This is a genomic window from Delftia sp. NA_296.1, from assembly GCF_052692095.1.
Window position 1 is genome coordinate 402,748 of sequence record NZ_JBQZGF010000001.1, and the last position, 23,132, is coordinate 425,879.

The 23,132-nt window shown below is 67.3% G+C and carries 20 protein-coding genes and 1 riboswitch; of the genes, 12 read left to right on the forward strand and 8 right to left on the reverse strand.

Features of this window, described 5'->3' with window-relative positions:
• Nucleotides 1-63 precede the first annotated feature (63 nt).
• Nucleotides 64-1,242, forward strand: a complete 1,179-nt coding sequence (locus ACUTR7_RS01990) for a porin (RefSeq protein ID WP_445607978.1) — start codon at nt 64-66, stop codon at nt 1,240-1,242.
• A 98-nt stretch (nt 1,243-1,340) separates the two neighbouring features.
• On the opposite strand, the gene ACUTR7_RS01995 is transcribed toward ACUTR7_RS01990, so the two are convergent.
• The 4 genes from ACUTR7_RS01995 to ACUTR7_RS02010 form a co-directional block, all read right to left on the reverse strand.
• Nucleotides 1,341-2,087 (reverse strand): anti-sigma factor, encoded by a 747-nt coding sequence (locus ACUTR7_RS01995; RefSeq protein WP_230355423.1) that lies wholly within the window; start codon nt 2,085-2,087, stop codon nt 1,341-1,343.
• On the reverse strand, nt 2,084-2,662 hold the full coding sequence (locus tag ACUTR7_RS02000) for a sigma-70 family RNA polymerase sigma factor (RefSeq protein WP_445607979.1): 579 nt from the start codon (nt 2,660-2,662) through the stop codon (nt 2,084-2,086). The genes ACUTR7_RS01995 and ACUTR7_RS02000 overlap by 4 nt, the downstream gene beginning before the upstream one ends.
• A gap of 65 nt (nt 2,663-2,727) precedes the next feature.
• A complete protein-coding gene (locus ACUTR7_RS02005) occupies nt 2,728-3,300 on the reverse strand; it encodes a DUF3455 domain-containing protein (RefSeq protein WP_034393786.1) in 573 nt (190 codons plus the stop codon).
• A 332-nt stretch (nt 3,301-3,632) separates the two neighbouring features.
• Nucleotides 3,633-4,580, reverse strand: a complete 948-nt coding sequence (locus ACUTR7_RS02010; protein WP_445607980.1) for a Dyp-type peroxidase — start codon at nt 4,578-4,580, stop codon at nt 3,633-3,635.
• 281 nt (nt 4,581-4,861) lie between these two features.
• Between ACUTR7_RS02010 and ACUTR7_RS02015 the strand changes: the two genes are divergently transcribed.
• Complete coding sequence (locus ACUTR7_RS02015) at nt 4,862-5,587, forward strand: hypothetical protein (protein ID WP_445607981.1); 726 nt, start codon at nt 4,862-4,864, stop codon at nt 5,585-5,587.
• Between the two features lie 115 nt (nt 5,588-5,702).
• Here ACUTR7_RS02015 and ACUTR7_RS02020 read toward each other — a convergent pair whose 3' ends face one another.
• From ACUTR7_RS02020 to ACUTR7_RS02030, 3 genes are all read right to left on the reverse strand, one after another.
• Nucleotides 5,703-7,901, reverse strand: coding sequence for an AAA family ATPase (locus ACUTR7_RS02020; RefSeq protein WP_445607982.1), 2,199 nt, complete (start codon nt 7,899-7,901; stop codon nt 5,703-5,705).
• Nucleotides 7,898-9,148 (reverse strand): hypothetical protein, encoded by a 1,251-nt coding sequence (locus tag ACUTR7_RS02025; protein WP_043822406.1) that lies wholly within the window; start codon nt 9,146-9,148, stop codon nt 7,898-7,900. Before ACUTR7_RS02025 ends, ACUTR7_RS02020 begins: the two co-directional genes overlap by 4 nt.
• Nucleotides 9,149-9,295: 147 nt before the next feature.
• Nucleotides 9,296-10,117, reverse strand: coding sequence for a hypothetical protein (locus tag ACUTR7_RS02030; RefSeq protein WP_071955937.1), 822 nt, complete (start codon nt 10,115-10,117; stop codon nt 9,296-9,298).
• A 223-nt stretch (nt 10,118-10,340) separates the two neighbouring features.
• Here ACUTR7_RS02030 and ACUTR7_RS02035 point away from each other — a divergent pair, with 223 nt between their 5' ends.
• The 8 genes from ACUTR7_RS02035 (at nt 10,341) to ACUTR7_RS02070 (ending at nt 18,721) form a co-directional block, all read left to right on the forward strand.
• Nucleotides 10,341-11,072, forward strand: a complete 732-nt coding sequence (locus ACUTR7_RS02035; RefSeq protein WP_445607983.1) for a 2OG-Fe(II) oxygenase — start codon at nt 10,341-10,343, stop codon at nt 11,070-11,072.
• 12 nt (nt 11,073-11,084) lie between these two features.
• Nucleotides 11,085-11,735, forward strand: a complete 651-nt coding sequence (gene alkB / locus ACUTR7_RS02040; protein ID WP_207443198.1) for a DNA oxidative demethylase AlkB — start codon at nt 11,085-11,087, stop codon at nt 11,733-11,735.
• A gap of 18 nt (nt 11,736-11,753) precedes the next feature.
• Entirely contained in the window at nt 11,754-12,443 is a 690-nt protein-coding gene (locus tag ACUTR7_RS02045) for a 2OG-Fe(II) oxygenase (RefSeq protein ID WP_315531476.1), read from the forward strand.
• A gap of 12 nt (nt 12,444-12,455) precedes the next feature.
• Nucleotides 12,456-12,774: riboswitch (cobalamin riboswitch) on the forward strand.
• Nucleotides 12,775-12,895: 121 nt separating this feature from the next.
• Complete coding sequence (locus ACUTR7_RS02050; protein WP_445607984.1) at nt 12,896-15,052, forward strand: TonB-dependent receptor; 2,157 nt, start codon at nt 12,896-12,898, stop codon at nt 15,050-15,052.
• Complete coding sequence (locus ACUTR7_RS02055; RefSeq protein WP_445607985.1) at nt 15,052-16,095, forward strand: ABC transporter substrate-binding protein; 1,044 nt, start codon at nt 15,052-15,054, stop codon at nt 16,093-16,095. The genes ACUTR7_RS02050 and ACUTR7_RS02055 overlap by 1 nt, the downstream gene beginning before the upstream one ends.
• Nucleotides 16,082-17,167: a FecCD family ABC transporter permease gene (locus tag ACUTR7_RS02060; RefSeq protein ID WP_012205617.1), complete on the forward strand. Its 1,086-nt coding sequence runs from the start codon at nt 16,082-16,084 to the stop codon at nt 17,165-17,167. The genes ACUTR7_RS02055 and ACUTR7_RS02060 overlap by 14 nt, the downstream gene beginning before the upstream one ends.
• A complete protein-coding gene (locus ACUTR7_RS02065; RefSeq protein WP_445607986.1) occupies nt 17,164-17,952 on the forward strand; it encodes an ABC transporter ATP-binding protein in 789 nt (262 codons plus the stop codon). Before ACUTR7_RS02060 ends, ACUTR7_RS02065 begins: the two co-directional genes overlap by 4 nt.
• On the forward strand, nt 17,939-18,721 hold the full coding sequence (locus ACUTR7_RS02070; RefSeq protein WP_445607987.1) for a CbiX/SirB N-terminal domain-containing protein: 783 nt from the start codon (nt 17,939-17,941) through the stop codon (nt 18,719-18,721). Before ACUTR7_RS02065 ends, ACUTR7_RS02070 begins: the two co-directional genes overlap by 14 nt.
• A 4-nt stretch (nt 18,722-18,725) precedes the next feature.
• Here the strand turns inward: ACUTR7_RS02070 and ACUTR7_RS02075 are convergent, their stop codons facing one another.
• The gene (locus ACUTR7_RS02075) at nt 18,726-19,652 is read right to left on the reverse strand and encodes a LysR substrate-binding domain-containing protein (protein ID WP_445607988.1); all 927 of its coding nucleotides are present in this window, start codon (nt 19,650-19,652) and stop codon (nt 18,726-18,728) included.
• A 165-nt stretch (nt 19,653-19,817) separates the two neighbouring features.
• Here ACUTR7_RS02075 and ACUTR7_RS02080 point away from each other — a divergent pair, with 165 nt between their 5' ends.
• Nucleotides 19,818-21,143 (forward strand): serine hydrolase domain-containing protein, encoded by a 1,326-nt coding sequence (locus ACUTR7_RS02080; protein ID WP_445607989.1) that lies wholly within the window; start codon nt 19,818-19,820, stop codon nt 21,141-21,143.
• A gap of 135 nt (nt 21,144-21,278) precedes the next feature.
• Nucleotides 21,279-23,111, forward strand: coding sequence for a methyl-accepting chemotaxis protein (locus ACUTR7_RS02085; RefSeq protein WP_445607990.1), 1,833 nt, complete (start codon nt 21,279-21,281; stop codon nt 23,109-23,111).
• The last annotated feature ends 21 nt before the right edge of the window (nt 23,112-23,132 follow it).

The following is a 23,132-nucleotide window of genomic DNA, read 5'->3' on the forward strand; positions in this document are numbered from 1 at the left end:
CCTATCCAAGGCGCAGCGTTGCGGCGTGCCGATTCCACGACGACAACGACAGGAGACATCACCATGAAGCGCATTCAAAAAAGCAGTCCTCCACCCCAGGCCAGGCGACCCCTGCGGGCTTGCCTGGCCTGTCTGGCTTCGCTCGCGGCGCTGGCGGCTGCCGACGGCGCCCGGGCCCAGGCCGGCGCATCCGTGACGCTGTACGGCCATCTGGACACCGGCATCGAGTACCTGACGAATGTGCAAGGCGGCGGATCGCTGACGCGCATGCCTGGCCTCACGGGAACGGCACCGTCGCGCTGGGGGCTGCGCGGGAGCGAGGATCTGGGCGGCGGCCTGAGCGCCATCTTTGCGCTGGAGTCAGGCTTTGGCCCGGATGCCGGCACCTTCAACCAGGGCGGGCGGGGTTTCGGGCGCCAGGCCTGGGTGGGACTGTCCGGCAGTTGGGGCAGCGTCTCGCTGGGGCGCAACTACACCATGCTGTACTGGGCGCTGTTCGACGCCGACCTGCTGGGTCCCAACGCCTTCGGTCTGAGCAGCCTGGACAGCTACATCCCCAACACGCGCACCGACAACTCCCTGGCCTACCGGGGGCGCTTCGGCGCCTGGAGCCTGGGTGCGGCCTACAGCCTGGGACGCGATGCCGTCAACGCCGGCCCCAGCCCGGCCGGCACCAACTGCGCCGGCGAATCGGCCACGGACAGGCAGGCCTGCCGCCAGTGGTCCGCCATGCTGAAGTACGACACAGCGCCCTGGGGCTTTGCGCTGGCCGTGGACGAGATGCGCGGCGGCGCCGGCGCATTTGCAGGGCTGACGCGCTCGGACCTGAAGGACCGCCGCATCATGCTCAACGGCTATGCCGCGCTGTCACCCACCATCAAGCTGGGCGCCGGTCTCATGCGCCGTGACAACGACGCGGCCCAGGCGGCCTCGGCCAGCAACGGCGCCACGCCGCGCAGCACCCTGGCCTGGGGCGGCCTGTCCTGGTCCCCCAGCGCCGCCGTCGTGGTCGATGGCCAGCTGCAGCAACTGCGCTATGCCCAGGGCGGCGACCGCTCCACCCTGCTGGCCCTGCGCGCCACCTACAAGTTCTCCAAGCGCACGGCGGTCTATGCCCAGGCCGCGCGCATTGACAACGGACAGCGCCTGGCCATCTCGGTCAGCTCGGCCGCAGCCGGCGGCAGCCCGCTGGCGGGCGCATCGCAGACTGGCCTGATGCTGGGCCTGCGCCACTCGTTCTGAAACCGAAGGCCAGGCCGGCCGCATCCAATGCGACGCCTGGAGCGTGTGATCACCAGCGCGAAGAGCCGACGCGGGCACTTGAAAGTGCACACCACGCTCTAGATCTGTACAGCGCGGCCGATGAACTGAATGGGCCCTGTCGGGCGTCCGCTCGGGGAGCCGCCTTCTGGCTCCAGGGTGAGCTCGAAAAGCTGATTCGGCTGTAGAGGCGGCAACTGGTCTACCGGCACTTCGATGGCTTCGCCCGGTTTGACCAGACCCAGGGACACCGGCGCCTTCCAGCCGTCGGCCTTGGTCCAGAACTGCAGGGATTTTTCCGCCGGAATGGCATCCTTGCCCAGTGGCACAAGGCGCAGACGGCCTTCAGACTGGGCCTGGACCACCCACCCGGGGGCCTGATTCTGCGGCGCGGCCAGCACGACGAAATAGCGCGGGGCAGCCGGCGGTGATGCCTCTCGCACAACCAGCACAGCCGCGAGCAGTGCTGCAGCTGCAAAGCCGCCACCCGCCAAGCCGCGCCAAAGGGCGAGGCTATCCCAGTGCCACCAGGCACCACGCTGTGCGCGGACCGCTGGCCGGGCCGGCTTGACGCTGGCCGCAATGCGCTGCCACAGCGTTGCGGAGGGCTCGATGGAGGGAGCCAGCTGAACCAGCGGCAGGAGCCGTTGCTCCCACGCCTGCACGGCAGTGCGCAACGCAGGCTCGTAGGGCAGACGGGATTCGATGGAGCGGCGCTGGGCTGCATTGAGGGTGCCCAATACGTACTCGCCGGCCTGCATCTGGAGATCGTCCGGGGAGCCGTCATCCGTCGACTCTGAGGGATTGGGGTGGGTGTCGCCGCTCATTGCATGCACTCTCTCAGGGCGCGCAGTCCGCGTTGAACCCAGGCCTTGACCGTACCAAGCGGCGCCTGCACACGCGCCGCAATTTCGCTGTGGCTGCAGCCGTCCACGTAGGCGTGCAACAGGCAGGCGCGGCGCTCGGGGTCCAGCCGGTCGAGGCAATCGCCAAGACGACCCAGCGTCGCCTGCCGCTCCCATTCACTGCCGCCTTCCTTCCAGGCCAAAAGTGCGGCCTGGGCGTCATGCGCTTCATGGGCAGTTTCATCCAGCACGGTTTCGCGTGCGCCATCCCGTACACGGTTGAGGGCGGCGTGCCGCACCACGCTGTAGATCCACCCTCGACCACTTCCGCGATTGCCGTCGAAGGTGGATGAGCGGTTCCAGATGGAGACAAACGCATCGTGCAGCACGTCTTCCGCAGCGGCGCGCTCGCGGACGATGCGCAGTGCCACGCCGAGGAGAAAGCGCGCCTCGGCCTCATAAATCCGCTGCAAAGCATCGCGTTCGCCGCGTGCACATGCATGCAATGCTGCGTCATGGTCGAAAGCTTCGTTGTTCTGGGAGACAGCGGGCGGCACGAAATGGAGCGAAGGGGGCGTTGCAGGAAATCCTTCGTCCAGTGTATCCGCGCCGCTGCCGGCTCTTACATAGGCTTCCAGAAGATGTAGTCGGCCTGGTACTTCACGGTGGTCTTCTGGCCCTTGTTGGCAGCCATGCAGGGCTTGTCAGCCGGCGCCACTCCGCCCTGGAGTGCCACGCGCTGGATGTAGCTCACACCCTCCAGCGCGCCGCTGCCCATGGCCGGGTTTGCCTTCACCAGCTGGTAAGGCAGATTGCCTGCGCCGGACGGCGCCACAGCCAGCTGGGTGGCGGTGAGTTTGGAGCCGTCGTTGGCCTCCCAGGTGGCAGGGGGTCCGTAGTAGCGGCCCACTTGTTTGCCCATGCGGTCCTTCAGCACAGCATCGGGTCCCACAAAGACCCATTCCGTCTGGCCAGGCGCGTTGGCCTTGTCGCGGCACTCGTAGGTGATATCACCGCTGCCTACGGTTTCCCACGCGACCTTGTTCCCTGCAGGAACCTGGATGGGGGCGGGCAGCGATGCCTGGGAGAAAGTGCTGGCCGGCTTGTGCATCGAGCCACAGGCAGCGAGCAGGGCCGCTGTGGCGACAGCGAAGGAAACGGCGGCGGTGCGGGATGCGGAACGAGAGGTCAACATTGCAATTCTCCAAACAGTTTTGTGAAGGGGACTGAAGCAGCGCCTTTTTTTGGGCTGCTGCTGGTACTACCCGCCATCGCATCGTTTGGATGCACCCCATGCAAAAATATTTTCGAGAAATGCCGGCGCCAGACTCCATCAGACTGCGGTTGGTGACATTTTTGACCTGCAGCACCCGGGCCACCTCTCCCGAGGCGCGTGGCTCCCAGTAGGCCACGCGGCCGTTGAGCCAGGGCAGGGGAGAGAACTTGACGCCTGCTTCCCAACCATCATTGATGGAGGGCCTGAGGTTGCGATCCTGCGTGCGGCAGGCGTCGATGCCCGAGCCGATCTCAAAGATGGGCGAGCATGTCCTTTGAAGGAACGAAGAAGGCAATGCCTGTCACCGCCGCCGAGAAGTCAAGGATGCGGTCATGGAGCGGGGGCGGGCTTCCGATGAACATCCGTTCGAGCATCTGCTCGATCACCCAAAGGTGCCTGGAATAACCGATGAAATAGGTTCCGTACTCCTTGAGTGCAGGCCTCGCGAAAGCCATGTTGTCTCGCAGGATGTCGTGTTCGACGCCGTCCTGCGTGATGGTGCACAGCGTCTTGTGTGACTTCTGCTCCGCCTCCGAGGCATCGGGAAGCTCGGTGTTGGTGAACTTCTTTCGTCCAATGATCTGCTCCTGGGCTTCGGTGCTCAGGCTTTTCCATGCCGGGAGGTCGTGGAGGTACTTCTGTACGACGACATAGCTTCCGCCCGCATGTTCAGGATCTTCCTCGCCCACTATCGTTGAGGCCGGCAGCGCCAGGCCGACCGGATTCGCGGTGCCATCGACAAAATCCAGCAGGTCGCGTCCATCGAAGTACCGGAATCCGGCGACCTCATCCATGGCCGCGACTGTCCCTTCCAGGGCCTCCAGGAGCATCTGCTCGAACGCCACGATGAGATCCATGGACCTGGCGCGGATGTGGAACAGCAGGTCCCCCGAAGTAGAGACTGCCACATGGGTGGCGCCCCGGATTTCGCGGAATGGATGGAGTTCGGCCGGAAGCGGGGTACCGACGAGCGGACCCCACACATCGGCACCGATGCCCACGTTGCAGGTAAAGGTACCGGTCACGTCCCGTACAAGGACGTTCTTGATCAGGCCGTCCAGATCGCCGAGCACGGATCGCACGGTGGAGAGGGACGCTGCGTCTCTTGCAACGGTAAGGACCAGGAAGGATGCGGCGATCGACAGCGCTGCATCAATTTGCTGGGGCTCGGCCTGGCGCGGGATCGTGGGTGTGGTCATTGGAAGTACCGGCAAATGGACGAGATGGACGTCAGGGATGGTGCATTATCTGGCCCCACCTGCGCAGCCGGCCCAACCGGCTCCAGGAGCAACATCACGGACGGTTTCGCCAGATTCTCACTCCCATTTTTTCGGCATCTTCCCGGTACTTCTGGATTTTCTGCTTCAGGTACTCCTGCTGCGACCTGCCGACCAGGGGGTCGGGGCTGTGGCTGTAACCGCATGCGGAAGCGCAGGGGAGGGCACATCCCAACCCACGGAATGCCAAAAGGTCGTTGCCTATGGAAATCCGGCGGCACAGTGCACGGACATTGAAGGGCGGCGAAGTGATTTCGCTCAACGAAAATACGACGGCTCGCGTGGTGCGCTGGCTGCACAGCATCGACTGCGGCGAAGTCGGCGCTGGAACGGCGGGAGTGGAAGCTTTTGGATTTCTGATCACCACGAAGACGCCGGACAAGGTTCTTTCCATCTATGCATCGGACAGCGGTGCGGGTGGACAGGAATTGTTCTATCCACGCATCGTCAACAAGGGCCTTCCCAATCAGGTGGTCTACGGATCGCCATTCGACAATCTGTCTGCCGCCGTGAAAGATGCCGGAATATCCAATATCGACCTGTGGCAAGGCGGCCCCGAGTCGAATGTCGTGGCACAGGCCCGCGTCATCATTCCGGCCTTCAAGGTGAAGTATTTCCAGCCGCATCATCTCGGAACCCGGGCAACGAAGGTGGATGGAAATTCCGTAGGCTTCAGCCTCGAATACGGACTGCATTTTCCCTATCTCGAAAGCGAAGTGCCGCGTCTGACGGACTATCTGAAGTCTGCGAACGCGGTTGCCTACAACCCCGTGAACTATTTCGATGCATGGTCTCTGTCCAAGGACGGCTTCAAGTCACAGGACAACGCCGACGTGAAGGCCGTGTATGGACTGCCTGCCACCGGTCCCGGCCCTGGCAAGCAAGGTCCGAACCCCCGGGCTGGCCAGTTGGAGTGCACCGGTGCGTAAGAATTCTTGCCCTCTGTTTTGTTCGATACGATGTATATTATGTTAAATCACAAACGCAAATGACGGCCTGAAAACCAAGGCAAGGCACTCCTCCAGTGCCTTGCCTGCTTCGTTTTCAGCTGTTCAAGACGGTTTCCAGGCCTTCAAGCTCCTGCTTCAGCAAAAGCGCGGTTTCCTGTGGCTCGAACTGGCGCTGCAGCAGCGGGATGGTGAAGACGTAGCTTGCATCGTGCACGCCGTGCGTTTCATCCCGGCGCAGCACGTAGGCCAGTTGCAGGCGCGCCAGGGACCGGCGCAGGGCCTGGGCCTGGCCGGTGGCGCCGTGGGATGGGACCAGGGCGTCGAGTGCGGTCAGGCTGGTCTGTCCTTGCTGGGCCGTGTGATAGACGGCGATGCGGTCCAGGCGACAGGCCTGTTCGTCGGTGCTCAAGCGGCCCCATCCCACCAGCGCGTCCTGCACGGGCTGGGATGCCATGGCCTGGCGCAGGTGGCGTTCTTCGATGACGCGTTCGTCGGGTCCCAGGGCTTCCAGGCATTCCTGGCAGAGGATGGCGACCAGGTTGGCGCGCCTGCCGCTGGCCTCTATCAGCCGCTCGGCCAGAGCGTCGTTGGCAAAGCCCAGGCGCAGCCTGCGCAGCGGCTCGGTGGCCAGGGCATGACATGCCGCTGGCTCCAATCCCCCAATGGCCAGGATTTCGCCGAAGTTGCGCAGCGGCGACTGGTAGTCGAGCAGCGCTGCCGCGTACAGATCCCAGAATCCCGCCAGCATGAACCAGCAACGGCCCTCCTCGCTCAGCGCGCGCAAGGCGCTGAGCTGGGGGTAGCCATTGCGGGCTTCGTCGCGGAAGAACAGGTCGGCCTCGTCGATCAGCAGGTACAGCCGCCTGCCCTGCGACTGCTTTTGCAGGTGTTCGATGATCGCCTCCAGCGGTGTTTCCACGGGAAGGCCGAACTGCGTGGCCAGGCGCGGCGTGAGGCGGTGGTCACGCAGCGAGATGTAGTGGCAGGCGATGGCCGGATGCTCCTGCAGCCGCCGCTGCACGGCTTTGAGCAGGCTGCTTTTGCCGAGCTGGCGTCCTCCCACGACCAGGTAGTTGGCCGGCTCGCGGTTGAGCACGCGGGCCAGCAGGCGCTCGCGGCCAAAGAAAACGTCCTCGCGCGTCACGCCGCCGCGCGTCTGGTAGGGCGATATGCGCGTGACCTGCAACTGCGTGGCCAGCAGCCGCAGCAGCACCTGGTCTGGAGCGCCGCCCAGCAGCCATTCGGTCTGCCCCGGGCTGTCCAGCAGCACGTGCAGGTTGGCGCGGTCCTGGGCATGGCGCTGCAGCAGCGGCATGGGCGACTGTGGATGGTGCGGGCTCACGATGAGCACCACATCGCCGCCGGTTTGCAGCAGGCGCAGCTGGCGCACGAGCTCGCCCTCTTCCAGCTCCGCCGGGGGCGCATAGACCAGGCAGCGACCCAGGGCGATGGGCAGCTCGGGTGGCAGCGTCCACTCGAACATGTCGCCGGGCACGGGCCACTCGCCTTGCGCCGGTTTGCAGGCGGCGGACAGGCGTTCGGCCAGGGCCCGCACCCGGGCGCCTGGGCTTGCGCCGGCAAGGCGCAGGGCGCGCTGCCAATCCGGCGGGCGTATGCCTGCAGCGCGCAGGACGGCGGAACGGCGGCCGGTGAGCCGCAGCAGCCGGTCCAGCTGGGGCAGATGCTGGTAGGGCTTGCGGCGCAGGCGCTCGGGCTTGAGCTGTGCCGGGCCTATCAGCGGATGGCGCACCAGCCACAGCAGGGCCAGGCAGCCAAAGACCAGTGCGCTGGTCCAGATGACGCTGCGCAGCCATCCAAAGGGCTCATGCTCGGGCTGGCCCGGCGAGGGGCTGCAGTTCAGCGGCAGGTAGCGCGGCGGAGTCGGAGGCAGGCCGCCCTGGCAGCTCCAGTCCCAGCGTTGCCTGTCCAGTTGCAGCAGGACCTGGGTTCCGGCGAGCACGCCCATCTGGCTGTCGCGCGCCACGTCCGCCTGCAGCACGAATGGCCTGGGCGAGCTCATGCGCACGCGCGGTTCGGCAATGTCCGGCGCCACGCTGGCCAGGTCCTGCGGCCAGCTTTCATGCTGGCGCACATAGTCCATCAGGGCCAGGCGCCACAGGATGATTTCGTTCCAGACCCGGCCCGAGCTTTCCGCGCCCTGCAGGCTGCTGCGGGTGACGGGGTTGTAGCGGGGCAGCAGGATGGCCGTGCCGACGAACAGCGTGACCAAGGCGAGCAGCGCGGCGCGCCACCAGGATCTGGGCAGTTGCACAAGCCGGCCCAGGCCGCTCATGCCTGCAGCACCGCCACGGCGGCTTCGCGGGCAATGTCGCAGCGCCAGTGCAGATGGGCGCCCTCGCCTGCTCCGCGCACCTGCAGCAGATTGCCCCAGAACAGGCGCCGCAGCACGGCATCCTGCAGATAGGGGCGTGCACGGCCCAGCGATGCCGCATCCACCAGCCCGCGCAGTTGCTCGCGCGTGGCAGGTTCCTGCGCCAGGGGCAGCAAGGTCTGCCACAGGCGCGCGCTGGCCACCAGATGGGCGCGCAGCAGGGGCGAGTGCACGGAAGCGACGCCCACGCCCTGCTCCACCAGCCATTGCAGCGCTTCCTCGAAAAGCGCGGGATGCCCGCCCGTCAGCGCCTGCAATGCCTCGATGACCTCGGCCGGCCAGGCCGTGCCGGGCCAGCGCTGGCGCGCCATCAGGGCCAGGTCTTCCAGCGTGGGATCGGGCCAGTGGGCCACCTGGCCGATGTTGAGCAGCGACAGGTCACCGCTGCGGTACTTGAGGTCGGCCAGGGCCTCGCTGCCGCACAGCAGCAAGTGCAGGCGGCCGCTGTGCATTTCGCTGAGGCTGCGCAGAATGCCGGCCAGTGTCTCGCGCAGCTGCGCCGTGCCCTGCTCGAAGCGGCTGACCAGGCAGAACAGCCGGCCGCCGGCCAGCAGGCGCTTTTCCAGCAGGGCCTCGAATTCGTAGTCCGAGCCCACTTCGCCCAGCCCGCATTGCCGGCCCAGGGCCGCAAAGTAGTCGGCCGCAGCCGTGCTCACGCTGTAGGGCGGCTGGATGTGCAACACCGCCTCGGCGCCATACTGGGCGCGGGCACGCAGCAGCAGTTCCTGGCGAAACGGGGGCTGCCCCCAGTGCGCGGGCGACAGCAGCATGGTGATGGCATAGGGCCGGGCCTGGGCCAGCTGGGCGAAAAGCCGGTCCATGAAGCCTGCAAAAGGCTGGGCGCCAGCGGCGGCGGCCTGCAGCGGAAACTCCGTGGCAAAGCCAGCGGCGGAGAACAGGCGATTGGTCTCCGCCTCCGTCAGGCGCAGGTACTGGGCACAGGCGGCCAGCCGGTCGCGCGAGCGCGGATTGGGCAGGGAAACCCCATTCCTCCAGTTGTTGACGGCTTCCCGGCTCAGCCCGATCTCGGTGGCCACGCCCGAGGCGCTGGCGCGGATGCGGCGCATGTACAGGCCCAGCAAATGGCCGAAATCCTCGTGAACGCCTGGTGCCACGGCAGCCCCCTGTTCAATGGCGGTGGGCTGCATCAGCGACGGCTCCGCTCAGGAAAACAGCGCCTGCTGGCGCAGATCCACCCTGCCGGAGCCATGGTCCGTATCCTCATCCTGTTCACCCTCTCCTGGGATTCAGCTGGTCTTGTGCAATTTGTTTCATTTTGCCAAGCGCGGATTGTCTCAGGATGCGGCATCCCCACCACCCTGCCCCGCAAACTCCCGTCGCGCGCCGGCCATGCGGTACAGCGGCAGCACCACCGCCAGCACCAATCCCAAAGCCAACCAGAGCCACAGTCCCTTGCCTCTGAAGGCCAGGGCCGCAATCACGGTGAAGGCCACGGCCTCGCACAGCCCGCGAAAGCCGGCCCGCAGCATGAACAGCCCCACGATGCCCTGCACGGGCGACACGCCGCTCTTGCGCAGGCTGGCCATGGTGTCCAGCAGGGCCTGCACGGATTCCTGGGCCTGGCGGTCACGCTCCTGGTCCCGCTCGCGCAGCCGGGTGATGGTCATGGGCTGGGCCGGATTGGTGAGGGCGGTGCCGTCGGCGCCCTCTTCCTGGCCGGGCTGCGGATAGACCTCGCCATCCGTATCGACCAGCACCTGGCGCTCCGGGTAACGGGACAGCCAGGCGTGGTGGCTGACCCATTGGCCGGCATCGAAGTGGTAGCGCTCGCTCTCGCCCACCTGGTCGTAGAAGACATGCAGCACCGCAGCCTGCAGGCCGTGCTGGAACAGCGTCTCCAGCAATCGCCAGGGCATGCCGGCTGTGGTGCGGGTGTCAAAGCCCAGCTCCAAGTGCTGGGGATGGCCCAGGGCGCTGGCATTGGCCCAGTCGTCATCCCACAGCGCGGACCGGTCCAGGGCGGGGTCCAGCTCATGGATCCAGCGCTCGGCCTGCTCCCAGGACTGCCGGGCCAGGTACTGGCAGATCAGTTGCACGCGGCGCAGCTGCAGGGGCGTATCGAAGAAAAGATAGAGGTGATGGACGTTGCTGGACATGGTGGGCCTGAGGCGTTTGCAGGAATGCCGCGATTGTTCAATTGCAGCCGCCAGCCCGCCCTCCCAGGCCTGTCCAGCACGCGGCTGGCAGGCGCTCCCACCGGTTGACATTCTGTCCACTGCAAGAAGCGGGATGCAGGCGCTGCGGCGGCGCCCTAGACTGCGGCAATTGCCCACAGCGCCCGTATTGCCAACCGCGCCCATACCGCCAACCGCGCCCGCCATGCACAACCTCGGTCTTTTCGACGACGAAGCTTGCGAATCCGCCCCGCCCTGCCACTGGACGCAGATGGAGCACCAGCTCGATGAGCAAGGCTGCGCGCGCCTGCCCGGCCTGCTGGATGCGCAGCAGTGCCGCGACCTGTCCGCTCTTTACGCAAGGGGGGACGGCTTTCGCTCCCGCATCGTCATGGCACGCCACGGTTTCGGGCGCGGCGAGTATCAATATTTCGACTACCCCTTGCCACCGCTGCTGCAGCGCCTGCGCGAGCAGCTGTATCTGCGCCTGGCGCCGGTGGCCAATGTCTGGAACCAGCGCATGGGGCTGGAAGTGCGCTATCCGGACCGGCTGCAGGACTTCCTGGCGCGCTGCCACGCGCAGGGCCAGTTGCGGCCCACGCCGCTCATCCTTCAATACGGTGCGGGCGACTACAACTGTCTGCACCAGGACGTCTATGGAGAGCATGTGTTTCCGCTGCAGGTGGTGCTGCTGCTGTCGCGGCCCGGGCGGGACTTCACGGGTGGCGAGTTCGTCATCATCCAGGCCGATGGCGACCGGCAGCGGGCCGATGTGATGGCACTGGACCAGGGCGATGCGCTGGTCCTGGCCGTGCGCCACCGGCCCGTGCCCGGGCGGCGCACCGGCTACCGCCGCGTGGCCATGCGCCATGGGGTCAGTCGCATCCACAGCGGCCATCGCCATACCGTGGGGCTGATCTTTCATGACGCACTTTGATGGATGGCCGGTATGAGCACGCTGGATCTTTTCGCCGATGAACATCCCACCGGGGCCGAATCCATAGGCCCCCAATCCGTGGTGCTGCGCGGCCATGCCCTGCCCCATGCCGCGCAGTTGCTGGAGGCGGTCGAAGGCATTGCGGCGCGGGCGCCGCTGCGCCATCTGGTTACGCCGGGCGGCTTCACCATGTCGGTGGCCATGACCAACTGCGGCGCGCTGGGCTGGACCAGCGACAGGCGCGGCTACCGCTACAGCGCCATCGACCCACTCAGCGGCCAGCCCTGGCCGGCCATGCCTGCCGTGTTTGTCCGGCTGGCGGGCGAGGCGGCCGCTGCGGCGGGGTTCGATGGCTTTGTGCCCGATGCCTGCCTCATCAACCAGTACCTGCCCGGCACCCGGCTTTCCCTGCACCAGGACCGCGACGAACGCGACCTGGGCGCGCCCATTGTCTCGGTGTCCCTGGGCATGCCGGCCACGTTTCTGTTTGGAGGACTGGCGCGCGCTGACAGCACGGCCAGGGTGCCGCTGCAGCATGGCGACGTGGTGGTCTGGGGCGGCGTGGATCGGCTGCGCCACCACGGCGTGCTGCCGCTCAAGGACCAGCCTCACCCGCTGCTGGGCGGGCGGCGCATCAATCTCACTTTTCGCAAGGCGGGCTGAATGGTTGGACGGTCTGAAATGGACAGGCTCAACAGCCAGGATCGCTTCGCCCGCCTGGATTGGGCGCGGATTGCCGCTGAGCTCGATGCCGAAGGCCATGCCCTGCTGCCGCAGCTGCTGACTGCGGATGAAAGCCGCGCCTTGGCCCGCGAGGCGGCCGCCGCGTCTGGCCTGCCGCCCTGCGTGCAGGCATGGCGCCCGGTGCTGTACGGGCATCTGCTGGCCCTGGCCAACCGCTGGCGCGAACACATGGGCATGCAGCCTGGGTTGCCGGGCTGCTTCGAGGATTTCATGCGTCAGGGCCGGCAAGCAGGCCAAACGCAGCCGCAGCCACAGCCACATCTGCTGCGCGTGCCGCAAGCGGGCCATGCCCCGCTGCGTTCATACAGCGAAGGTGCGGCGGTGTTTCCGCTGCAGCTGGTGCTGCTGCTGTCCCGGCCGGGCCAGGATTTCGAGGGCGGCGAATTCGTGATGACCGAGCAGCGCCCGCGCATGCAATCGCGCCCCATGGTGCTGCCGCTGGGCCTGGGGGATGCGGCCATCATCGCCACGGGGCCGCGCCCGGTGTGCGGTGCGGCGGGCTTTTACCGTGTGCACCTGCGGCATGCCATCAGCCGCGTTCACCGTGGCGAGTGGCTGGGTCTGGAGCTGCTTTTGCACGACGTGCCCCAGGCGCCCAAGGCTCTGCAAACGGACCGCTGGCTATAATGCCGCGCCTGCAAAGGCATCCGTGCAACAGGTGTCCACGTGCCAGCCATGGGGATGAAACGGGAACAAGGTGACTGCCGGCAAATGCTTTTTGCGCTGCCGGCACAGGCCTTGGCTGCCCCCGCAACGGTAAACAAGTCAAGGCGCTCCATGCCTGTCCCGCCAGTCTCCGCAACCCTGCGGAGGGGCGATGACAGGCTGTCACTGGTTCATGGCGTGGTCTGCAACATGCAGCTTTTCGCGGGTGGATTGGGAAGACGGGGCGCTGGGCGCAAGGCATGTCCTTGCGCCGCTTGTGAGCCCGGAGACCGGCCTGCTGCGTTTCGCGCCTGCTGTGCAGGCGTTTTCTTGACTGTCTGCGGGGTGCGGATGGCAACGTCCTGCGCCCCTTCCTCCCACACTGGCTGGAGAGGTGGCAGTGCCTTGCTTTCGCATCAGACGGTCGAAGACCGATGTTCGAAATGCATTCTTCCTTTTCCAGGGTTTCCAGCGCTCGCGCTGCCCAGTCCCTTTCCGTGCGGCTGAGCCCGCTGGCCCTGGCCTGCGCCTTCATCTGCCTGCCGGCGCAGGCTCAAACCCAAACGCCCACGCCAACGCCCCCATCAACCGCCCTGCCCGAGGTCCAGGTCACCGGCCAGGCCGAACGCATCGGCCAGCAACTGGCCCAGCCTGCGCGCTCTGCCAGCCATACCGGCGTCTCCAACCAGGAAGTGCCGGCCAGCGTGGATGGTGTTTCTGCCGAGCAGATGCAGGAGCGCGGCGACTACGCCCTGGTGGACGCCGTCACGCGCACCGTGGGCCTGACCTCCAGCAGCACGCCGGGCAATGGCGGCCTGTCCTTCAGCAGCCGCGGCTTTGCGGGCGTGAACTCCGTGGGCGTGGCCGAAGACGGCATGGTGCTGGGCGTGGCCGCCGGCACCACGGCCTATCCGGGTGACAGCTGGGGCTACGAGCGCATCGACGTGCTGCGTGGACCGGCCTCGCTGATGTATGGCAGCGGCACCATGGGCGCCACGGTCAACGCCATCCGCAAGCAGCCCAGCCGCACCAGCTCGGCCGAGGTGCTGGTGGGTGCGGGCACGGACGACACGCTGCGCCTGGGCCTGGGCGTGACCGGCGCCCTGGGCGCCTATGCCAGCTACCGCATCGACAGCTACACCGCGCGCAGCGCGGGCGAGCGCGATCTGGACCAGTCGCGCAACGGCAAGTTCATGAGCACGCTGCGCTTGGAGCCCACGAGCGACCTGCAGATCGACCTGATTGCCGACCGCAGCGTGCAAAAGCCCAGCCGCTACTGGGGCACGCCGGGCCTGGACGGCAAGGTGGTGGAGTCGCTGCGCGACCGCAACTACAACGCCGAAGACAGCGTGCTGCGCTATGCCGACGAGCGCCTGCGCGCCAAGGTGCAATGGAAGGCCAATGACTGGCTGACGGTGCGCAACGAGCTGTACCACGTGAAGTCCGACCGCCACTGGCGCAACATCGAGGCCTACGCGCTCAACCCCGCCACCTGGACCGTGGGCCGCTCCGACTACCTGGAAATCCTGCACGACCTGGAGCAGACCGGCAACCGCCTGGGCCTGAACGTGGACCGGGGCTCGCACAAGATCGCCATGGGCTGGGAGGCCGCGCGCATCAACCTGCGGCTGTCCAACAACTCGCCCTATGGCGGCTCGTCCACGGTCTCGGCCTGGGACCCCGTGCATGGCAGCTGGGCCAGCCCCGATGCCACGGCAGCCAAGACAGAAACCGGCGTGACCCAGCATGCCCTGTACCTGGAAGATGCCTGGCGCATCAGCAACCGCTGGCTGGCCATGGCCGGCCTGCGCCGCGATGTCTACGACTTTGCCAGCCACTCGCTGGTGGGCGGCACGGATTTCAACAAGACGCTGGCCGCCACCTCCTGGCGCCTGGGCCTGACCTATGAGCTGGCCCGCAACACCCATGTCTATGGGCAGATCAGCTCGGGACACGATCCCGTCAACAGCCTGGTGTCGCTGAACCTGGCCAACACGGCTTACAAGCTGAGCAAGGGCCGCCAGGCCGAGATCGGCATCAAGCAGCAGGTGGCTGGCGGGCGCGGCGAGTGGACGCTGGCCGTGTTCGACATCAAGAAGGACAACATCATCACGCGCGACCCCGACCGCCCGGCCATCTCCATCCAGGGCGGCAGCCAGTCCTCGCGCGGGGCCGAAGTCACCGCCACCTTCCAGGCCACGCCCGCCCTGCGCGTGGAGGGCAATCTGTCCTATGTGGACGCCCAGTTCGACAAGCTCATCGAGGCTGGCGGCAACCGCGCAGGCAACCGTCCGCAGAACGTGGCCAAGACCACGGCCAACCTCTGGGGCCACTACCGCGTGGGCGCCTGGCAAGCCTCGCTGGGCCTGCGCTACGTGGGTGACCGCTTTGGCAACAACGCCAATACCGTGAACCTGCCCGCCTACACCGTGGCCGACGCCGCGCTGAGCTGGCAGGTGGACCCGCGCACCACCCTGAGCCTGATCGGCCGCAACCTGGCCGACAGGGTCTATGTGGGATCGAGCTACGGCAGCCAGTTCCTGGTCGGGCAAGGCCGCCGCTTCGAGATCGCGGCCCATATCCGGTTCTGATGGCCATGGCGCGCTCCAAAAGGTTCCACGGCCTGTGCGCTGGCGCCCTGGCGGCCACCCTGCTGCTGGCCGGCTGCTCGCGCAGCGATTCCGGCACCACCAGTGAACTACCGGCACCGGCTGCCGCACCGCAGGCGGCCGTGACCGTCAATGTCTGCGGCAGCCCCGTGACCTACGCCAGCGCACCGCTGCGCGCTGTGACCCATGACGTGAACATCACCGAGATGTTCCTCTTTCTGGGCCTGGGCGATCGGCTGGTGGGCTACAGCGGTATCACGCAGGCCAAGCAGATCGACCCGGCCTTCCAGGCCCAGCTGGCCCGCGTGCCGCGGCTGGCCGAGCGCGAGATGAACCTGGAGGCCATCCTGGGCGCCTCGGCAGATTTCGTCTTCGGAGGCTGGAGCTACGGTTTTCGCCAGGGCCAGGTCACGCCCGAGGTGCTGCAGCGCCACGGCATTGCCTCATACGTGCTGTCCGAATCGTGCATCCGCGTGGGGCCGCGCAGCCAAGTGGCGCTGGAAGACGGCCTGACCGACCTGCGCAACCTGGGCCGCATCTTCCGCATCGACGCCCATGCCGAGCAACTGGCGCAGGGGCTGGAGCGCGACCTGAAGGACCTGCGCGAGCGCATGCAGGGCGTGCGGCAGCGGCCTTCGGTCTTCGTCTACGACAGCGGCCAGGACATCCCCGTGACCGTGGGCCGCTACGGCATGCCGCAGGCCATGATCGAGGAAGCGGGCGGGCGCAACATATTCGACGACATTCCCAGCAACTGGCCTGCAGGCAACTGGGAGGACGTGGTGCAGCGCAACCCGCAGTGGATCGTCATCATCGACTACGGCCAGCCCCATGCGCAGGGCAAGATCGACTTCCTGCTGGCCAAGCCCGAGCTGGCCGGCGTCGATGCCATCCGCGAAAAGCGGTTTTTCGTCATGACCTATGCCGAGGCCACGCCCGGCCCGCGCAATATTGCGCGGACCCGTGCCCTGGCGCAGGCCCTGCACCCCGACCGCATGCCGGCGCCCAGCCATGCGGCCAACTGACTCCCGCTGGCCCAGGCGCCCGGGCGCCGCCCGCCTCTGGTGCCTGCTGCTGTTCGCGGCCCTGTTGCTGGTGATGACGCTGGCCATCACCTGGGGACCAGTGGACATGCCTGCCGGCACGGTCTGGCGCATTGCCTGGAGCCGGCTGCTGCAGGTGCTGGGCATGCAGCCGCCGCCGCTGGAGGGCATCACGCCGCAGCACCAGCAGATCGTCTGGCTGATCCGCATGCCGCGCGTGCTGCTGGCGGCCCTGGTGGGCGCGGGGCTTGCCGTGGTGGGCACCATCATGCAGGCCATGGTGCGCAATCCGCTGGCCGATCCCTATCTGCTGGGCGTGTCCTCGGGTGCGTCGGTGGGCGCCGTGGCCGTGCTGGCCTTCGGTGCGCTGGCCTCGGCCGGCATGTACGCCCTCACGGCCGGGGCCTTTGTGGGGGCGCTGGCGGCCACCGTCGCCGTCTACCTGCTGGCGCGCTCCCAGGGCCGCATTCATGCCACGCGGCTGATCCTGGGTGGTGTGGCCATCGGCTATGTGCTGGCGGGCGTGACCAGCCTGATCACCCTGTCATCGGGCCAGCGCGACCTGGCCAATGCCCTGCTGACCTGGACGCTGGGCAGCCTGGCCGGCACGCAGTGGGAGGAACTGGGCATTCCCGCCGCCGTGCTGGCTGCAGGAATGCTCTGGCTGGGGCTGCAGACGCGCCCGCTCAACGCCCTGCTGGCCGGTGACGAGGCCGCCGCCACGCTGGGCGTGGACACGGCACGGCTGCGGCGCGCACTGTTCCTGGCAGTGTCGCTGCTGACGGGCACCATGGTGGCGGTCAGCGGCGCCATCGGCTTTGTGGGGCTGATCGTGCCGCACGCCGCGCGCATGCTGGTGGGCACGGACCACCGGCGCGTGCTGCCCGTGGCCGCCCTGGCCGGCGCCCTGCTGCTGGTGCTGGTGGATCTTGTCGCGCGCACGGCCTTTGCGCCCATGGAACTGCCCGTGGGCGTGATCACCTCGCTGATCGGCGGACCCTTCTTCGTCTGGATGCTGGTGCGCCAGCCGGTGCAGGGAGGGCGCGGCCCATGAAGCTGCAAGCCCAGGACCTGTGCTGGAGTGCCGATGCCCGGCGTGCCGACGCCCGGCGCATCGTGGACCAGGCCAGCCTCGCCCTGCACAGCGGCGAATGCGTGGGGCTCATCGGCCCCAACGGCAGCGGCAAATCCACCCTGCTGCGCATGCTCTACCGCGTGCTGCGCCCCGACGCGGGCTGCGTGCTGCTGGACCAGCGCGACATCCGGGACATGACGGCGCGCGAGTTCGCGGCCCAGGTCTCGGTCCTGGCGCAGGAGGCGCCGCAGAGCTTTGACTTCACCGTGCGCGAGGCGGTGATGATGGGCCGCATCCCCCACCAGTCCCCCTGGGCAGGCGACAGCGCCGAGGACCTCGCCTGCATGCGGCAGGCGCTGGCCCAGGTGAATGCCTTGGCGCTGGAGGAGCGGCGTTTCTCCAGCCTGTCCGGCGGCGAGAAGCAGCGCGTGCTCGTGGCCCGCGCGCTGGCCCAGCAGCCACGGCTGATGCTGCTGGACGAGCCGACCAACCACCTGGACATACGCCATCAACTGGAGTTGATGTCACTGGTCCAGCGCCTGCAGATCAGCAGCATCGTCGCCCTGCACGACCTCAACATCGCCGCCCACTACTGCGACCGTCTCTATCTCATGGAACAAGGCCGCATCGTTGCCCATGGCACACCGGCCCAGGTGCTTACCCCGGCCACCATCGGCCAGGTCTACGGCGTGGCTGCCGAGGTGGACATCCATGCCGCCACCGGCCGGCTGCGCATCAGCTTCATTCCCGATGAACTCCTCTGAAACATCCATCCCGCCCGGGCCCGACGCCGTGATCGTGCTGGGCCGCGGCGGCACGGGCGCAGCATCGCGCCAAAGCCTCATCGAACTGGCCGATGCCTTGCGCCAGACGCTGGAGCCGGCCTGCAAGGTCGTCACATCCTTCGTGGACAAGGCCGCACCCTCGCTGCCCGAGGCGCTGCAGCAATGCCTGCCGGCCCGCTCCATCGTCGTGCTGCCCCTGTTCGCGCCCGACGAGCCTGCCCTGCTGCGCTGGCTGCACAAGCTGGCCATGCGCTGGCGCTCGCAACTGCCGGACCAGACCGTGCAGGTGCGGTTTGCCGACCATCTGCTGGGCGCCCCCGCCATGCCCGCGCTGCTGCTGTCTCAGATGGCCCAGGCCCTTCAGGCCCCCGACATTGCCGAGACCGCTGGCGACCAATGGCAGCACGATCCCCAGGCCTGGTCCCAGGTGCCGGACCACCAGCACCACGCCCTGGTCTGCACGGGACCGCGCTGCACGGCCCTGGGCGCCGTGGCCGTCTGGCAAAGCCTGGGCGAGGCCGTGCAGGCCAGCAGCGAACTGCGCGCCAGGCTGCGCCTGCTGCAGACCAGCTGCCAGTACCCCTGCAACCATGGCCCGCTGGCCATCGTCTATCCGGACGGCGTCTGGTACGGGCGGCTCACGGCCGAGAATGCCGCCGAAGTGATCGAAACCCATGTGCTCTCGCGGCAGGTCTGCGCGGAGCACCATGTGCACGGGCCTGTAGAGCTGGGGACGCGGGCTTCGTGATGTCTCAGGGCTGTGCCGCCTCCAGCTCGGCCAGCCTCACCGCCACAAAATCCCGCAACGCACGCACCAGCGGCGTGAACTGCCTGCGGCTGGGGGCGACCAGGAACAGGGGCACGCACTCGGTCGTCCAGTCGGTGCACAGCGCAAGAAGGCGGCCCCGGGCCAGGTCCTCGGCCACGTCGAAATATGACTTGTAGGCAATCCCCCGCCCGGCCACGGCCCAGCGCCGCACGGCATCTCCGTCATTGGCCACATTGCGGCCGCGCACCCGGACATGGACGGGCTCAGGTACGGCAGCCCCCTGCCCTGCCGGCCAGAAGCTCCAGCGGTCGTGCACTTCCTCGCCCAGCATGAAGCACAGGCAGTCATGGCCGGCCAGGTCGTGGGGGGTGGCGGGTGCGCCGCGTTCCTGCAGATACGAAGGCGCGGCGCAGAGCATGCGGCGGTGCGTGTCCGACAGCGGCAAGGCCACCAGGCTGGAATCCTGCGGCCTGCCATAGCGAAAAGCCGCGTCCACGGGCTCGCTGTAGACATTGGCAGCGCGGTCGGACAGGTGCAGGCGCAGATCCACGCCTGCATGCTGGCTCTGGAACTCGTCCAGCCAGGGCATGAGCACGTTGCGGCCCAGGTCGGAGGGGGCGGCCAGTTGCAGCGTGCCGCGCAAAGCGGCCTGGCCGCCAGCCAACTGGTCGCGCACCTGGCGCAGGCCGGCCAGCGCGGGGCGGCAGTGCTCCAGAAACAGCTCGCCCTCCTGCGTGAGCCGCAGGCTGCGCGTGGAGCGCACGAACAGGGTCACGCCCAGCTCTGCCTCCAGCCGCTTGAGCGCTGCGCTGGCGGCAGCCGGGGTCAGGTCCAGGGCACGCGCCGTGGCCGAAAGGCTGCCGCTGTCTGCGGTGCGCACGAAGATATCCAGGTCTTGCAGGCTTTTCATGGGCATTCGCCAGGCTTTGATTTTCAAAACTATTTGAAGCTTAGTCCAACGAGAAGGCCATTTGTCGCGCTTGCGCCAACTGGGCGCACGGCCTGGGATGGAAGCCGGCTTCCATCCTTTGGCAGCGGATCTTGGCGCCGCGGCAACCGTAGTATGGTTGCCGCCATGCAGCTCAAACATTTCGCCGGTGCCCTGGCTGGCAGCCTTGTGTTCGCCACAGCCACGGCAGGGGTCACCGCAGCCAAGACCCCCTCCTATCCCGATGCCGATGCCAGCGACCCCGCAAAGCTGGGCTGGATGGTGGGCTCGCCGCCGCCGCCGGACCGCATGCTGCGCTTCGACGACGGCTCCTATTTCCAGTTTCCCGCCATGCGCTGGAGCGTCTCGCACTTTCGCCAGCTCATGCCCACGGTGAATGTGTCACGCGGCCTGGCGCCTGCGGCGCCGCTGGCCCAGGCGCTGCGCGAAGACATTGACGAGTTGCGCTTCACGCCATTGGGTGCCAGCCAGCCCATGACCTGGCGCGATTCGCTCAAGGCCAACTACACCGACGGCATTGTGGTGCTGCACAAGGGCCGCGTGATCTATGAGCGCTACTTCGGCGTGCTCAAACCCGAAGGCCAGCACGGCGCCATGTCGGTGACCAAGTCCTTCGTCGGAACACTGGCGGCCATGCTGGCTGCCGAGGGGCAGCTCGACCCCTCGCGCCGCGTGTCGGAGTACGTGCCCGAGCTGGGGGCCTCGGCCTTCGGCAATGCCACGGTGCGCCAACTCATGGACATGACCACGGGCATTCGCTTCAGCGAAGACTATGCGGACCCCCAGGCCGAGGTCTGGGCGCACGCGGCAGCGGGCAACCCGCTGCCCAAGGCCAAGGACTACACCGGCCCGCGCAGCTACTACGAATTCCTGCAGACCGTGAAGCCCGAAGGCTTGCACGGCAAGGCCTTCGGCTACCGCACGGCCAATACCGATGCGCTGGGCTGGGTGCTGGCGCGCGTGAGCGGCCAATCGGTGGCCGAACTGCTGTCCGAGCGCATCTGGAGCCGCCTGGGCGCCGAGCAGGATGCCTACATGTCGGTGGACTCCACAGGCACGCCCTTTGCAGGCGGCGGCCTGAATCTGGGCCTGCGGGACCTGGCGCGCTTTGGCGAGATGCTGCGCAACCGGGGCCAGTTCAACGGCCAGCAGATCGTTCCCGCAGCTGCCGTGGACGATATCCGCCGGGGCGGCGATGCGGCGGCCTTTGCCAAGGCCGGCTACAAGCTGCTGCCGGGCTGGACCTACCGCAACATGTGGTGGGTCACGCACAACGCCCATGGAGCCTTCGCGGCGCGCGGCGTGCATGGCCAGACCGTCTACATCGATCCCAAGGCACAGATGGTGATTGCGCGCTTTGCCTCCCACCCGGTGGCTGGCAATGCGGCCAATGACCCGACCTCGCTGCCGGCCTACGAGGCGCTGGGCAGGCTGCTGGCGGGGGAACGCTGACAGTGCTGAAGCGCTGAAGGGGCGCGAATTTCCCGCATAGGCTTCGGCGGCCAGGGGGCACCGCCTGCAAGAATGCGTATTGTCAAGAAAATTTGCTAACGTATATAGCATCTTCTTGCAATAAGTAATTCTTCTATGTTCCAGTCCCTGCGTGCGCGACTCATCGCGCTCAGCGTGGCCATCGTCACCGTGGCCATGCTGGCCCTGGCCATTGCCAACTTCCTCACGGTGCAGCGCCATGTGCTGTCCACCCTCGACGACCAGAGCCGCCAGCTCGTGAACGCCCAGGCCCAGGTGCTGGGCGAATGGGTGGCGACCAAGCGCCTGCTGACCCATACCCTGGCGCAGGCGGTCGATACGCCGGACCCGCGTGCCGTGGTCCAGGCGCTGCGCGATGGCGGCGGCTTCTCGGATGCCTACTTCGGCTACACCGACAAGCGCATGTTCTTCCTCAACGAGATGGCTGCCGACTACGACGTGACGGCCCGCCCCTGGTTCAGGCAGGCGTTGAAGGAAGGCCGCCCCATCGTGACGGCGCCCTATCTGTTTGTCTCTCCACCCGAAGTGGGCGTGACCTTTGCCGAGCCCGTGGGCCCGGCCGGCAATCCTGTCGCCGTGGTCGGCACCGACGTGCTGCTGACCACGGTGGTGCGCACCGTGGGCGCCATCCGGCCCACGCCGGGCAGCTTTGCCTTCTTGGTGGATGAGGCAGGCGCCATCGTCACCCATCCCGATCCGGCACTCACGCTCAAGCCCGTCTCCGCGCTCTCGCCCCAGTTGCGTGCCGACGCCATCCAGGCCCTGCCCAAGGCGGACTCCGGCATGCGCACGGCCGTCGGCGGCAAGGACTTCCTGCTTTACGGCCAGGGCGTGCCCGGCACGAACTGGCAACTGGTGGTGGCTGTGCAGCGCGACGAGGCGCTGTCCGCGCTGGGTTCGCTGCTCAAGGTGTCGGGCGCCATCGTTGCCATTTCGTTGATCCTGGCGATTGCGCTGCTGGGCGCCGTCATTGCCCGCGTCACGCGCCGGCTGGCCGTGGTGCGCGATGCGCTGGAAGACATCGCCTCGGGTGACGGCGATCTCACGCGCCGCCTGTCGGTGCAAGGCAATGACGAACTGACGCAGATCGCACGCGCGTTCAACCACTTCACCGACAAGATCGCCTCGGTGCTGGTGCGCATCCGGGAATCGTCCGAGACCGTTCGCCATGCCTCCACCGAAATCGCCAGCGGCAACCAGGACCTGTCGGCGCGCACCGAGCAGCAGGCCAGCTCGCTGGAGGAAACGGCTGCCGCCATGGAGCAGCTCACAGCCACCGTGCAGCACAACGCCGAGAATGCGCGCCAGGCGCGCGAACTGGCCAGCAGCGCCTCGGACATCGCCACGCATGGCGGCACCGTGGTGGACCAGGTGGTGCGCACCATGGGCGGCATCGAGCAGTCCTCGCACCGCATTGCCGACATCATTGGTGTGATCGACTCCATTGCCTTCCAGACCAACATCCTGGCGCTGAACGCCGCCGTGGAAGCGGCCCGCGCCGGCGAACAGGGCCGCGGCTTTGCCGTGGTGGCCTCCGAAGTGCGCACGCTGGCCCAGCGCAGCGCCACGGCCGCCAAGGAAATCAAGGCGCTGATCGACGACTCCGTGGGCCAGGTCGATGCCGGCAGCCGCCTGGTGCAGGACGCAGGCGCCACCATGGGCAAGGTGGTGGAAAGCGTGCAACGCGTGACCGCCATCGTCACCGAGATCAGCAATGCCAGCCAGGAACAGAGCACGGGCATTGCCGAAATCGGCACGGCCGTCAGCCAGATGGACCAGTCCACCCAGCAGAACGCGGCCCTGGTCGAAGAGGCCACGGCCGCGGCGCAGTCGCTGCAGCAGCAGGCCGCGCAACTGGCGGACGTGGTGGCAGGCTTTCGGCTGGACAGCGAATCATCCCGGTCCAGGAGCATCGCCCTGCATAGATGAAATCGGCGCCGCACGGCAGGC